The 14,703-nt window shown below is 36.6% G+C and carries 11 protein-coding genes; 6 read left to right on the top strand and 5 right to left on the bottom strand.

The genetic code is table 11. The annotated features are described in order from the left end of the window. Positions 1–60 precede the first annotated feature (60 nt). From EPI11_RS13800 to EPI11_RS13780, 5 genes are all read left to right on the top strand, one after another. Positions 61–1,044, top strand: coding sequence for a TerC/Alx family metal homeostasis membrane protein (locus EPI11_RS13800; protein ID WP_128390569.1), 984 nt, complete (start codon positions 61–63; stop codon positions 1,042–1,044). A 69-nt stretch (positions 1,045–1,113) separates the two neighbouring features. Beyond that, complete coding sequence (fabG, locus tag EPI11_RS13795) at positions 1,114–1,860, top strand: 3-oxoacyl-[acyl-carrier-protein] reductase (protein ID WP_128390568.1); 747 nt, start codon at positions 1,114–1,116, stop codon at positions 1,858–1,860. Between the two features lie 49 nt (positions 1,861–1,909). Next, positions 1,910–3,937, top strand: coding sequence for a hypothetical protein (locus EPI11_RS13790; protein WP_128390567.1), 2,028 nt, complete (start codon positions 1,910–1,912; stop codon positions 3,935–3,937). 86 nt (positions 3,938–4,023) lie between these two features. Continuing rightward, positions 4,024–4,455 (top strand): META domain-containing protein, encoded by a 432-nt coding sequence (locus EPI11_RS13785; RefSeq protein WP_128390566.1) that lies wholly within the window; start codon positions 4,024–4,026, stop codon positions 4,453–4,455. Further along, complete coding sequence (locus EPI11_RS13780) at positions 4,455–5,123, top strand: DUF2461 domain-containing protein (RefSeq protein WP_128390565.1); 669 nt, start codon at positions 4,455–4,457, stop codon at positions 5,121–5,123. Before EPI11_RS13785 ends, EPI11_RS13780 begins: the two co-directional genes overlap by 1 nt. A gap of 24 nt (positions 5,124–5,147) precedes the next feature. Here the strand turns inward: EPI11_RS13780 and EPI11_RS13775 are convergent, their stop codons facing one another. Beyond that, positions 5,148–5,546, bottom strand: coding sequence for a glyoxalase (locus EPI11_RS13775; RefSeq protein ID WP_128390564.1), 399 nt, complete (start codon positions 5,544–5,546; stop codon positions 5,148–5,150). A 68-nt stretch (positions 5,547–5,614) separates the two neighbouring features. Further along, positions 5,615–6,880 (bottom strand): OmpA family protein, encoded by a 1,266-nt coding sequence (locus tag EPI11_RS13770; RefSeq protein WP_128390563.1) that lies wholly within the window; start codon positions 6,878–6,880, stop codon positions 5,615–5,617. Positions 6,881–7,003: 123 nt separating this feature from the next. Here EPI11_RS13770 and EPI11_RS13765 point away from each other — a divergent pair, with 123 nt between their 5' ends. Beyond that, complete coding sequence (locus EPI11_RS13765) at positions 7,004–8,356, top strand: NAD-dependent succinate-semialdehyde dehydrogenase (protein WP_128390562.1); 1,353 nt, start codon at positions 7,004–7,006, stop codon at positions 8,354–8,356. A 54-nt stretch (positions 8,357–8,410) separates the two neighbouring features. Here the strand turns inward: EPI11_RS13765 and EPI11_RS13760 are convergent, their stop codons facing one another. The 3 genes from EPI11_RS13760 to EPI11_RS13750 all read right to left on the bottom strand — a co-directional run bounded on the left by EPI11_RS13760 (position 8,411) and on the right by EPI11_RS13750 (position 14,690). Next, the gene (locus EPI11_RS13760; protein WP_128390561.1) at positions 8,411–10,816 is read right to left on the bottom strand and encodes an alpha-ketoacid dehydrogenase subunit alpha/beta; all 2,406 of its coding nucleotides are present in this window, start codon (positions 10,814–10,816) and stop codon (positions 8,411–8,413) included. 191 nt (positions 10,817–11,007) lie between these two features. Further along, entirely contained in the window at positions 11,008–13,803 is a 2,796-nt protein-coding gene (locus tag EPI11_RS13755; protein ID WP_128390560.1) for a gluzincin family metallopeptidase, read from the bottom strand. A 161-nt stretch (positions 13,804–13,964) separates the two neighbouring features. After that, positions 13,965–14,690 (bottom strand): LOG family protein, encoded by a 726-nt coding sequence (locus EPI11_RS13750; protein ID WP_128390559.1) that lies wholly within the window; start codon positions 14,688–14,690, stop codon positions 13,965–13,967. Positions 14,691–14,703 lie beyond the last annotated feature (13 nt).

Here is a 14,703-nt window from a genome sequence, read left to right as displayed (position 1 = left end):
TATTAAAACAGCCTGTTATCATTTCAGGCACATTAACAATAAAAACACATACTATATATAATGGATAACTTAATTAATCATCCCGGCATTATAGCTGTATTCTCGATTGTGGTCGTGATAATGCTATTGCTGGATCTTGGTGTTTTCAATAAAAAAAGCCATACGGTTACCAACAAAGAAGCTATAGCCTGGTCGTTGGTATGGATTAGCCTTTCAATGATTTTCAGTGGGGTTATATACTATTACATGGGGATTGAGAAATTCTCCCAGTTTCAGTCGGCTTACTGGATTGAAAAAGCCCTATCGGTAGATAACCTGTTCGTGTTTATTCTTGTATTTGGTTTCTTTAATGTTCCAAAAGAGAACCATCACAAAGTATTATTTTGGGGTATTATAGGTGCCCTTGTACTTAGAGCTGTATTTATCTTCAGTGGAGTTGGGCTTATCAAGCTTACTTACCTTCCTGAAATGGTAATTATGGGTTACACGCTTAAGATCAATGTTGTACTTACTCTTTTTGGTATCTTCCTTATCTATGCAGGTATCAAGTCATGGTTTGCAGAAGACGATGATGATGCAGAAAAAGACTTCAACAAGAGCCCTGGTGCTAAAGTGGTTAATAAATTTTTTAACGTAAGTAAAAATTATGACGGAGATAAATTCTTTACAATAGAGAACGGTAAAAAATTAGCAACTCCTTTATTGGTAGTTGTAGGTGTAATTGAGTTTACCGACCTTCTTTTTGCTGTAGATTCTATCCCTGCAATATTTGCTATTGCTCCGGATGATCCGTTTATTCTATATACATCTAACATATTTGCTATCTTAGGTTTAAGAGCTTTATATTTCTTACTGGCTAACTTTATCCACCTGTTTAGTAAACTTAAATACGGTCTTGCATTAATTCTTGCATTCATAGGTGTAAAAATGGTTATATCTCCATTATACCACATTGAGTCACTGCATTCATTGATCGTAGTAGCTGGTGTACTGATATTATCGGTAGTAGCATCTGTAATGTTCCCTGAAAAAGAGGAAGCATAAAAAACGGGAGTAAACCACAAACATTTTATTATATTTGTGGCTTTGTATAGAAACAAATAGAACAAACCTATGAAATTATTAGAAGGAAAAACGGCAATTATTACCGGCGCAAGCAGAGGGATAGGTCGTGGTATAGCTATAGTATTTGCACAGCATGGTGCTAATGTTGCTTTTACATACAGCGCTTCTGCAGAAGCAGCTAAAACACTTGAAGAAGAACTTAACGGTTACGGTATTAAAGCTAAAGGATACCAGTCTAACGCAGGAGATTTTAACGAAGCACAAAAACTGGTAGATGATGTTGTTGCTGCCTTTGGTACTGTTGATATATTGATCAATAATGCCGGTATCACAAAAGATAATTTATTACTGCGCATCTCTGAAGAAGATTTCGATAAAGTAATAGAAGTAAACCTTAAGTCGGTTTTCAATATGACTAAGGCGATCCAAAAAACAATGCTTAAGCAGCGTAAAGGTTCTATCATCAACATGAGTTCTGTGGTAGGAGTTTCAGGTAATGCTGGTCAAACCAATTATGCAGCATCTAAAGCGGGTGTTATTGGCTTTACAAAATCGGTAGCTTTAGAGCTTGGTTCAAGAAACATTCGTTGTAATGCTATTGCTCCTGGTTTTATTGAAACAGAAATGACTGCTAAATTAGGTGAAGACGTTGTAAAAGGATGGGCTGATAGTATTCCTTTGAAAAGAGGAGGAACTCCGGAAGATGTGGCAAATGCCTGCGTTTTCCTGGCATCAGACATGTCTGCTTACATTACAGGACAAACCCTGAATGTAGACGGCGGAATGCTTACCTAATCATTTATTAAAATTAGTACTGAATATTAGAAATACCCGATAACTAAAAATGACTGCATCTACGATCGTATTGTTAGTATTATCTGCATTTGCAGCGTTTGGATTATCGTTTTATCAATATCTTTTTAAGGCCAAAAAGAAAGGACGTGTGTTCTTCTTTTTGGCTTTTTTACGTTTTGTTACTTTATTCTCTATTTTCCTGTTGCTTATTAACCCGATCATCACAAGGAAAGACCTTGAAACGGTTAAGACTCCGTTACCGATAGTGGTCGATAATTCACAGTCGATAAAAGAGCTGGGTCAGGATAGCCTGGCAGCAGCGCTTTCGGCAAAAATAGCAGGAAACAAAGGATTAAAAGACAAATATGATGTGCAGCTTTATACCTTTGCAGATGGTTTTGAGAGTGGTAAACCGCTCGATTTTAAAGGTAAACAAACACATATTGATCAGGTAGCACAAAACCTGAAACAGTTATACAGAAACGCAAATTATCCTGTAGTTATGCTTACCGATGGTAATCAGACCATAGGTAATGATTATGTGTACAGCTTCCGTGAAAATACGGCTGTATATCCATTAGTACTGGGCGATACAACTACATTTCTGGACCTTAGGGTAAGCCAGGTAAACGTAAACAAGTATGCCTTTTTAAAAAATAAATTTCCGGTAGAAGTTTTTCTTCAATATAGCGGAAATAAAACTGTGAATGCCGTTTTTAATATCATGCAGGGCAATGCTGTTTTGCATAAACAGAATATTAGCTTCTCTAAAAACAAAAAGGCAGAGTCGCTATCAGTATTGCTTAGCGCAGATAAAGTAGGTGTACAAACCTACAGGGCAGTAATATCATCTGCCGAACCAGAGAAGAACCGCTACAACAACGTAAAGAACTTTGCAGTAGAAGTTATCGATCAGCGTTCTGAAGTAGCTTTGATAGCCTCGATAAATCATCCTGATCTTGGCGCATTGAAACGTTCTATCGAAACGAACCAGCAGCGAAAAGTAACCATTCTTAAACCTAATGAAGTAAAATCACTGCAGGATTATAATGTACTGATATTGTACCAGCCGGATGCTTCGTTCAAGACTATTCTGGAGCAAAACAAAAATGCAGGTTTAAATACCTTTACGATTACAGGTCTTAGTACCGACTTTAATTTACTGAACCAATATCAGGATCAGCTCAATTTTAAAATGACTTCACAACGAGAGGACTATCTGGCTGATTTTAATTCCCAGTTTAATATGTTTGCCCTGGATAATATCGGTTTTGAGCAATTTCCGCCATTGGTGCATCCTTTTGGGACAATTACTACAAAAGCAAATGTAAGCAGTTTGCTGCAGGCACGCATCAGAAATGTAAAGACAGATAATCCATTAATGGTATTCTCTGAAACCGGACCTTCGCGTTCTGCATTCCTGTTAGGGGAGAATATCTGGAAATGGAGAGTAGAAAGCCACCTGAATACTAAATCATTTGAACAGTTTGATATTTTTATCGATAAGACTATCCAGTTTCTTGCTTCAAACTCCAAAAGGAAATCATTGGTTGTTAACCACGAGAGTTTTTATAATTCTGGTGAGGTCATCCCGGTTACGGCACAATACTTTAATAAGAATTATGAATTCGATGAAAATGCGAGGCTAACCATCCAGCTTAAGAATAAAAAGACGAATTCGTCTAAAACATACGACTTCCTTAAAGGTACAGCCGAATATAAAGTAAATCTTGACGGACTGGATGCTGGCCAGTATACCTTTACAGTGAACGAAAGCACTTCTAAAACACAATACAATGGTTCTTTTGAAGTGTTGGATTTTGAAATTGAAAAACAATTTGTAAATCCTGATCTGGCACGTCTTCAACAAACAGCTGCTAATACAAATGGAGCAGTCTACTATGCTGATACAGCAGACAAGCTTATCGATTTCCTTATTAATAATGATAATTATAAGGCAATACAAAAAGAGATCACTAAAAAGTCTCCACTTATCGACTGGATCTGGTTGCTTGTATTACTGGCTATTACCCTTGCGGCCGAATGGTTTATAAGAAAATACAACGGATTGCTTTAATTTCGCTGTATTAAAATTGTTATAAATACACCTTCGGTGTTTAAAATTGGTCTTAAATTTGTTGAAACATTTAATAAATTCAACGTATGAAAAAGCTAATGGCAACTTTAAGTCTAATGGTATTTGCAGTAGTAATAACAGGCTGCAGCAGTACTAAAGGAGGCAATGCAAAAAATCTAATAACATCGACCGAATGGGAACTTTCTTCTATAAATGGCAGTGCTATCAATACAGCCGATTATGACAGAGGTATACCAGACGCCACTTTTGGAACAGATGGGAGGGTGAATGGCGGAAATGGCTGTAATCGTTACGGAGGAACTTATACGCTCGAAGATAATGGAAAGCTTACTCTTGGACAAATGATGTCTACAAAAATGTTTTGCCCGGGAACAGGAGAGGGAACATTTATGAAAGCACTTCACGAAGCAAATATGGTAAAAGTTCAAAAAGACAAACTGGTTTTACTAAACGGTACCAAAGAGGTATTGGTATTTGTGCCTAAAAAAACAAACTAATGATTACAAGATCGGTTTTAGATTTTCTTACCCAGCTTACTAAAAATAACAACAGGGAATGGTTTACCGAAAATAAAGCTGCTTTTCAGGTTGAAGAACAAAAAGCAAAGACTTTTTTTCACGAGATCAATACAGAACTGCAAAAGCAGGATTCTATTGAAAGCGTGCAGGTATACAGAATTTACAGGGATGTACGTTTTTCTAAAGACAAGTCACCTTATAAAAAATACCTGAGTGCATGGTATTCCCGAACCAAACCTTTTTACAGAGGGAGTTATTATCTCCATCTGGAACCGGGTAATAGTTTTGTTGAAGGAGGCTTTTGGGCACCCAATTCTGAAGATTTAAAACGCATCCGTAAAGAGTTTGAACTTGATGATGCCGAAATACGCCAAATAATGGCTGCTCCCGGCTTTAAAAAATGTTTTGGGACTATGGAGGGCGAGGAGCTTAAAACGGCTCCTAAAGATTTTGATAGAGCTCACAGCGCTATAGATCTTATAAGGAAGAAACAATTTCTAGTTGTAAGGCGTTTTACAGATGATGAGGTACTGGATAAGAATTTTAAAAACGAAGTACTTGCTACATTTACAGCAATGCGGCCATTTTTTGATTATATGAGCGATGTGCTCACAACAAATCTCAATGGTGAAAGTAATATAGAATAAAAAAGAGGGCTAATGCCCTCTTTTTTATTCCTTTTCAATAAGTAATTGTATTTGGTCTTTTAACCGGTCAATAAGTAAATTCATCATTCGCTTATTAAGGTTCGATGAGTTTTGTATGTACTCCTTAAACTCTTCAATAGTAAATAAACCAATTACCATTCCCTTTAATGCATTACGGAATTTTATATCCTTATGTACAGCATTGTCTATAAAGAGCATTTTCCTTTCTATGGTAAAGTTATAGAAATCACTTTTAGACTTGTTTATGTAGTTAATAAACGATTCAATAAAAAGCTCGTTCTGTAATTTTAAAATAGGCCGCAGGGTTTTGTTCTGGAATATCTCTTCTTTTGATGATTGGGGATGGATCTCTCCCAATGTTTCGCCGCGAAGGGCAAGAATGTCAGGGTCTCGCTGGTTCATCTTTTTCTTTTAAAGATATAAAAAAAGCCCTGCATAATGCAGGGCTTTTTAATATTATTATGAAATAATTATTTGATAATAAATGTTACTCTTCTTACAACCTGACGGGCTTCTTTAGAAGATTTGCTTACAGATGTATCTTCACCGTTTCCAATGATGTTTAATCTTGAAGCAGCAATACCAGAATCAACTAATATTTTCTTAACATTTTCAGCTCTGCGTTTAGACAGGTCTTTGTTGTAATCAGTATTACCAATTTCGTCAGCATATCCGATAACATCAGCAGAAGCAGAAGGGTTTTCTTTTAGGTACTTCATAAGGAAGTTGATACCACCTACAGATTGTGCATTAGGTACATCTTTATTGAAATCAAAGTATACGTTTACATAACCACCGTTAATTAAACCTTCAAGATCAGTTCCTGAACCTGAACCTTTACCTACTTTTTCGATTACTTCTTTGTTTTTAGCATCAACGTATTTCTCTAATTCGTCAGGAATACCATTGTTGTTAAGGTCAATTGCTCTACCTTTTGTATCTACAGCAACACCTGTAGTACTGTTTGGTTCAGCGTCAAGATAATCAGGTACACCATCTTTATCTGTATCATTCATCATCGTTTCGATAGAACCTAATCTATCTTCAATAGCAGCAAGTTCGTCTTTTTTCTCGTTTGTAGCCCAGTCAGCATGTTGTTCATGTTTTCCTAGGTAAAAAGTAAGACCAAGTGTACCATTAACGACAACACCTTTACCATTGTTAGCGGTAAATCCGTCAAAACTTCTATTTTGGAATCCGTTAGCAATACCGGTAACGTCTCCTGTCAATACAATGCTTCTAGAAAGTTTTAACTGAGCTGTTAAACCTCCAATCAGGTTAGCTCCATAATCTTCTCCATCAAAGCCTTTGTCACTAGATAGTTGGTATACACCACCACCACCGTGTGCTAAAAGTCCAATAGAACTAGTCCAGTCTTCAAAGCTTAACACTCTTCCAAGGTTTATTACTGCCTGGATATCTGCTCTTAAGTAAGTACTTTCAAATTTTGGAGATTCATCATTGTTTTCAAATTTGTTGTAACCAAAATCTAATTTCAAACCAAACTTGTTATTAAACATGTATCTGGTTCCTAGATCTACGGTAAATAGATTAGCTCTGTCAGTACGAAAGCCCGGGGTAAATGTTCTAAAAGGCTTATTAACACCACCTGCAACTTCAATAGACCATTTATTATAGCCATTGTCGCCGGTAGCGGTTGTTTCTTGTGCTTCCTGCGCACGTAAACTTGCCGATGTAAGGCAAACTAATAATAATGGGAGTACAACTTTTTTCATGATAAGGGTATTGATTTACTGTTTGATTATTTCTAATCGTTTTAAATTTTTTGTAAAAGTAATAATTTCAATTCGACTAAAAATTTGGTAATTTTAAAACAAATTCCAAAAATTAATTCTAGAATGTATAAATTAACAAATCCTTATGATGGTAAATTAGTGTCAGAACATCAATATTTAACTGATATACAGTCAACTCAGCGAATTGGTGTTAGTCAGGAAACTTTTGCAAGATGGAGCGTTTTGCCTTTAAAAGAAAGACTAAAATTTATCAAAACTTTAATATTTGTTTTAACAAAACAACAACAGTTTTTGGCTGAAACGTGTACTTTGGAGATGGGTAAGCCTATAAAGCAGTCTATTTCGGAAGTTAAGAAGTGTGGACTTTTATGTCAATACTATCTTGATAATGCTGAAAATTTTTTAAATACAAAGCAAATAGATACCGATGCAGATGAGAGTTTTGTAACCTATGAACCTCTTGGTGTAATACTCGGTGTGATGCCTTGGAATTTTCCATACTGGCAGGTTTTTCGTTTTGCTATTCCTGCTATATTGGCTGGAAATACCGTTGTAGTAAAACATGCATCAAATGTTGCCGGAAGCGCCAAACTGATTGAGCAGATTTTCCTTGAAGCGGGGTTTCCCGAAGGTGTATATCAAAACATGCTAATAGCAGGTGATCAGGTAGAAAATTTGATTAATAATCCAATTATTAAAGCAGTATCGCTTACCGGAAGTGAAAAGGCAGGGGCGGCAGTTGCATCTGCTGCGGCAAGGCAAATTAAAAAAGCTGTACTGGAGCTTGGTGGAAGTAATGCGCTTATTGTATGTAAAGATGCTAATCTTGATGATGTTATTCCAATTGCTGTAAACGCAAGAATGCAAAATGCGGGACAAAGTTGTATAGCAGCAAAACGATTTTTAGTGCATCAATCTCTTTTTGATGAGTTTATTGCTCGCCTCAAAGAAGCTGTACAAGAATTAAAAGTAGGAGACCCTATGTTGAAAGATACCGATATGGGGCCTTTAGCAAGAATTGATCTTGCTGAAGATGTAGAGAAGCAGGTAAACAGATCGGTAGCGATGGGAGCAAAGATAGTTACAGGAGGTAAACGTAAAGACGCTTTCTATGAGCCTACCGTATTAATTGATGTTACTACAGATATGCCTGTTTTTAATGAAGAGGTGTTTGGTCCGGCTGTACCGGTTATGCCATTCGATACTTTTGAGGAAGCTGTAACATTAAGTAACAAAACAAGCTTTGGGCTGGGTGTTACAGTATTTACTAAAGACATTTTAGGTGTCAAAAAGAAAATACATCTTTTTGAAGAAGGTGCTGTATTTATAAATGCAATGGTAAAGTCAGATCCGGCATTGCCATTCGGCGGAATAAAAAGATCCGGTTATGGAAGGGAACTGGCAGAAAACGGAATTAAAGAATTCGTTAATGTAAAAACGGTTTACATTAAATAATTAAAGAAATAATAGATATAAAAAATCCCCCTGCAGAACAGGGGGATTTTTGTATTAATATAGTTCAGGATATTCGTTTGGTTTAGCTTCATTCATGATAGCATAAACTTTTTCAAAAATATCTTCAGAAGATGGTTTTGAGAAGTAATCACCATCTGTTCCATACGATGGACGGTGAGCCTTAGCGGTAAGGGTTTCCGGTTTGCTGTCAAGATGTTTGTAACCATTCTGTACGTCTACAATTTGCTGCAGGATATAGGCCGAAGCTCCTCCCGGCACATCTTCATCAATAACCAATAGCCTGTTTGTTTTAGCTATGCTTTTTACAATGTCATGGTTAATGTCAAATGGAAGTAATGACTGGATGTCTATGATCTCAGCATCAATACCTATCTCTAAAAGCTCTTTGGCTGCCTGTTCTACAACACGCAGGGTAGAACCATAAGATACCAGTGTAATGTCCTTACCTTCTTTGATTGTTTCTACAACTCCGATAGGTGTTTTAAACTCGCCTAAGTTAGTTGGCATTTTTTCTTTAAGACGGTAACCGTTAAGACATTCTATTACTAGAGCAGGCTCATCAGTTTCCAGCAGTGTATTATAGAATCCGGCTGCTTTGGTCATATTTCGTGGTACTAATACGTGAATACCACGAATAGCATTAATGATCATCCCCATTGGAGAACCGGAATGCCATATTCCTTCTAGTCTGTGGCCACGTGTTCTTATAATAAGTGGTGCTTTTTGTCTTCCTGCTGTTCTGTATTGTAGTGTAGCAAGATCATCACTCATAATTTGTATTGCATACAGCAGGTAATCAAGGTACTGTATTTCAGCAATAGGGCGAAGGCCTCTCATTGCCATACCAATTCCCTGACCTAATATTGTAGCTTCACGGATACCGGCATCACATACTCTAAAATCACCATATTTCTCCTGCATTCCTTCAAGTCCCTGGTTAACGTCGCCTATGTTACCACAGTCTTCACCAAAAATAAGGACCTCAGGGTGTTTGCTGAATATAGCATCAAAGTTATTACGTATAACCATACGTCCGTCAGCATCATCTGCATCATCCGCATATTCAGGAAGTACCTCTTTTACAGTAAATACATTCTCGTCAGACTGAGAGAATAAATGTGAGCTGAATTTTGGTTGTATTTTTTCGGTATAAGCAGTGATCCATTGCGAAAGACTGTTTTTACCGTTTTCTTTAATAATTAAGCGAAGTATTTTTCTTGCTGTTACTAAAAGATCTTTTCTGATAGGCTCTTTGATAGCAGCAACTTCAGTTACATACTTGTCAATAAAAACTTTATTAGGGCTTTGTGAAGCAACCGTATTAAGTAATGCTACCAGCTCTTTTTGCTCTTCTTTTATAGGAGTAACATAAGCAGACCATGCCGCTTTTTTACCTTCAAGAACATCTTTTTTAGCCTGCTCGTCAATTGCATTAAGCTCTTCAACTGTAGAGATTTCATTCTCCAGCATCCATTTTTTCATCTGTGCAACACAGTCATATTCGCTTTCCCATGCAAGACGGTCAGCATCTTTATAACGTTCGTGAGAACCCGATGTGGAGTGGCCTTGTGGCTGTGTAAGCTGGTTAATATGCATAAGTACCGGTACATGTTCAGTACGTGCAATTTCAGCCGCTCTCTCATAAGCCGAAACCAGTTCAGGATAATCCCATCCTTTTACAGTGATGATCTCATATCCTTTTGCATTCTCATCACGCTGGAATCCTTTAAGGATTTCAGAGATGTTTTCTTTTGTGGTTTGGTAACGTGCATGTACAGATATTCCGTACTCATCGTCCCAAACGCTTATTACCATCGGTACCTGTAAAACACCCGCAGCATTTATAGTTTCAAAAAATAACCCTTCAGACGTACTGGCATTACCAATAGTACCCCAGGCAATTTCATTTCCATTGACAGAGAAATTGCTGTTATTTTCTACACCTATAACATTTCTGTATATTTTTGACGCTTGCGCCAATCCTAGTAAACGAGGCATTTGTCCTGCTGTAGGAGAAATATCTGCGCTCGAATTTTTTTGTTGTGTTAAGTTTTTCCAATTACCGTTTTCATCAAGACTGTGCGTAGCAAAGTGCCCGCCCATTTGTCTTCCTGCCGACATCGGATCGTGATCAAGATCACTATGGCCGTATAATCCTGCAAAAAACTGCTGAATATTCAATTGACCGATCGCCATCATAAAAGTCTGGTCACGGTAATAGCCCGAACGGAAATCGCCATTCTTAAACGCTTTTGCCATAGCAAGTTGAGGCACTTCTTTTCCATCACCAAATATCCCGAATTTTGCTTTTCCGGTAAGTACTTCACGACGGCCTAAAAGGCTGCACTCTCTGCTGGTTATGGCAATTTTATAATCCTGGAGCACTTCAGCTCTGAAATCCTCAAATGAGATCGATTTTTTTGTTTCTGTATCTGTCATAAACCGGTGTTGTGTGACTACAAATTTAATTAAAAGAATGAAATATCATAAAAACATGATAAAAATTTGATTTCATTTTTGATAATAAAAAGTGTCGATGTTTAGATTTGAATGATTTTTTTTTAATGAATCAAACTAAAAAATAGGTATAATTTATGTTTTAAGTCTTAATTGCAATAATAATACTTGTCCTAAAGCCATTTTCTTGTAAAGAGACTTATTAAGGTATTGGGGCTAATTGTTACTACAAAACGAATTTTTTCTGCATATTTTCCTTCGTTTGGTTCAAAACCATTGCTGGAATATACAGGAAAGTACAGTTCGAAATAATCAGGAAGTACATTTAAGCGTATACCACTGTCATATACAAATTTTGCGTTACGGTATTGATTTTTAAATAATCCGGCATCGCCATACACTTCTACCCAGTTCCATATATTAAAGCTGGCATTTATAGTTGTCATCCATTGGTTGGCATAACGGGTATCCAGTTTCGATTTAAATCCTCCTTCAGCCATTATAAACTGCTGGCTAAATAAACCTTTAGTTTCAGATCTCCCATAAAAGTTATAGTCAAACATATAATCTGTAGGCTTATCAAGACCAAAACTAAAAAAATCAGAGTTAGTACTACGGTAAATAAATGTACCCGCAAAAAGGCGCAGGTTGATACGCCTGTTATCATTAAAGAGCCTTCTGTATTGAATTTCTCCCGAAAACTTACCAAAATTCCCTGCGAGCTGCATATCAGTATAAAAATTATAATGACGTGTTATTTCCGATTCAAATTTACTGTAACGTGCATTGAATACAGAATAGTTTTCGTTTTTATCATCCGTTGCTACAAATGCCGATTTCTCACGGTTTACAAGCACCTGCCTGATAAGGATGGACTGTTTTTTATTTTCACGATAATCATCCTCCCGAAGACGGAACAATATCATAGGTGTGAATTTTGTATATCGGGCATCAGATGCATAATGAAAGGTAGATCCGGTTATAAAATAACGTACGCTATAAAGCGATTGCTCCCGTATATATTGATTGAAAATTAAAGAAAAAGAGCCTATTAATTCCCCCGTTTTTACAGAATAGGTGGGTTCTACATCAAAAACAAAGGGCTTGTCGAGTAAGGATTTGTTGTGGAGCCTTAAACCAGGAGAAAAACCATCGTATATATTAAATGTAAAACTCGGGACATAAAAGATCTGGTTATAGCGGGGATCTTCTATATCCTGGAAAAAAGTAAACTTTACAGGCCTGTTGTTAGGAAAAAAACTATTTAATTTTTTCCAGTTGTTACGGGTATTATATTCAGGAATTTCATTGTTATAATTAAGCGCCAGTTTGTCTATTCCTTGTTTTGGTATTGTAAAAGTGCTGTCTTTCTCAATGTTATTGAGCCATTGTTTAAATACCACAGTGCCTTTGTTTAAACCATATAATGAAACGGGAACGTTTGTTTCTGTCCTGTTTTTAATAGTAATTTTCAATGAGTCTTTTTCAGTATGGATCTTTCCAAACTTAAAATCGATAAGCTTACGGGTATTGACTAAAGTAGTAAAGAACCAGTCAGTATCTTTTGTTGTTTTAGATTTAAGGATATTTTCAAAATCCTTTCTATCGGTTTGTCTTTCTGTTATATTCAGCTCATAAAACTTAGCAATACTCTGAGATACGATGCTGTCTCCTAAATAAGCATCGAGATATTTAAAACTTAGTCCTGCCCTGTATTTTCCAGCTATCTGTTCGTTGAACTTTATGAATGTATTTTTTGGATCGCCTATTGGCTGATCCAGATTTTTACGTGCGGTAAGTAAATAGACATAGTTGTACTGACCGTTAAAGTCGATATTAAAAAGATTGTGTCCTTTCAATAGTCCCCAGCTGGAGAGCTGTCCCATCATTTTTTTATCAAGATGGTTCTCTTCAATATACTTCATCATCAGCTCCATCTGAATACCGTCATAGAGCCAGTTGTCTTTGCGGGAATCGAGTCTTAAAGTGTTTTTTAAGTAAGCATTAAGGTATGTTTTTAAGAATCTTATTTCATAAATAAAAGAATCAGGGTAGGGGGTTAAAAAGGCTGGCAGCTGGTTTAATCCATACATTGGGTTACGGTCATAATCTGCCTGTGTGATCAGTATTTTACCATAAGGATAAGCACCAAGGTTTTTAGCAGTAAACTCGGTTATTTTTTCAATTAAAGCTGTTTTTTGTAAATCGGTAACACGGTTATCTTTTAGGTTACAGCTAACTTCTATGTATTTATTTAGGTAGATGTTAAAACTATTAACAGGTTCAATGATAAGGTTAAAGCTATTTCGGCTTTTGCCCACTAAATAAAACACATCAGCGTTTTTGTCGGTAGTCTTATTACCCACATAAAGGTCGGTTGTTATTTTAGTGTTTTCAGGTACAGTAAGGGTTACTTCATAGTCGCTTATACCATTAGCAATATCATCCAGATTCTCATTACTGTATCGAACGAACTTGTTGTTTTCTACACGTGCAGGCGCTAGGAACCAGTCTTTAAGGGTATAGCTCCCGGTTTTATCATTGTAGCCAAATTTGGTAAAACGATCGTTTGGGATTTTTACCTCGTAGGTAAGAGTAAATTTGAATTTATGATTGGGGTAGATGGGATTTTTCATCTGAACATCCACAATGTCCGGATGTTTTTTTTGACGTGTCCAGCTTAGTAAAAGATTATTCTGGTCAATTATAGAATAGATCACAGTACTGCCACGTTCTTCACTTTTTGCCAAATGGAATGCCCTTATGTATTCGTCCGAAAAACGTTTTGCTAAAGGGGTATCTTTATCAGAATAGGCATGGTTCCAGTCATTAAGTACAAATTGTTTTAAAGTGTCAGGGGTTTGATTATAATAAACAATCTCCTGTCTTACCTTTAATACTCTTTTTGTAGCATCCAGCTCAACAAAAATTTTATTTTGGTGCTGGGCATACAGATGCGCTGAAAACATCAGTAGAAGTAAAGTAAAAAGAAGCCTTGCTATTAAATTCAAATTGCCTTAAAATTAATTGTACTGTACTTTAAATAGTTTTAGTACTCCCGTTAGATACTAAACTAAACAAAAAGTTGCTTTCTGCAATGTTAAAATACAGAAAACAACTACGTTTTTTTTTAAAAATTAGGACTAAGGCTGTATTTTTTATAAAAAGCATCTATAACCTCTACAACTTCCTCAGCAGTATCTACGACTTTAATAAGGTTTAGGTCTTCAGGATTTGCATTTTTATTTTGTTCAATCATTACTGTTTTAATCCATTCCATCAAGCCGCCCCAAAATTGTGTACCTACCAGTATAATAGGGAATTTGGCAATTTTCTTGGTTTGTATAAGCGTTATAGCCTCAAACATTTCGTCCAGCGTACCAAACCCGCCCGGCATAACCACAAATCCCTGTGAGTACTTCACGAACATTACCTTACGAACAAAGAAGTAATCAAAATTCACATTCTTATCGTGATCGATATATGGATTGAAGTGCTGTTCGAAAGGGAGTTCTATATTAAGACCTACAGATGGTCCGCCGCCCTGGCTGGCACCTTTATTACCGGCTTCCATGATACCCGGGCCGCCGCCTGTTATCACGCCATATCCGGCACGAGTAATCTTTTCGGCTATTTTTTCAGCAAGCAGGTAGTATTTATTATCAGCACTGGTTCTGGCAGAGCCAAATATGGTTACACAAGGCCCAATTCTGGACATGGTTTCATAACCATTCACAAATTCCGACATTACCTTGAAGATAACCCAGGAATCATTACTTCTTATTTCATGCCATGACTTTTGCTTCAGGCTTTCATTAATCCATTCGTCGTCGTTCTCGTATTTTTCTTTCGCCATTTGTATTCAAAAA

Origin of the sequence: Flavobacterium cerinum (genome assembly GCF_004028155.1) — a bacterium.
GTDB lineage: Bacteria > Bacteroidota > Bacteroidia > Flavobacteriales > Flavobacteriaceae > Flavobacterium > Flavobacterium cerinum.
Note: the sequence above shows the minus strand (reverse complement) of the source record. Positions and strands in the feature narration are given on the sequence as shown.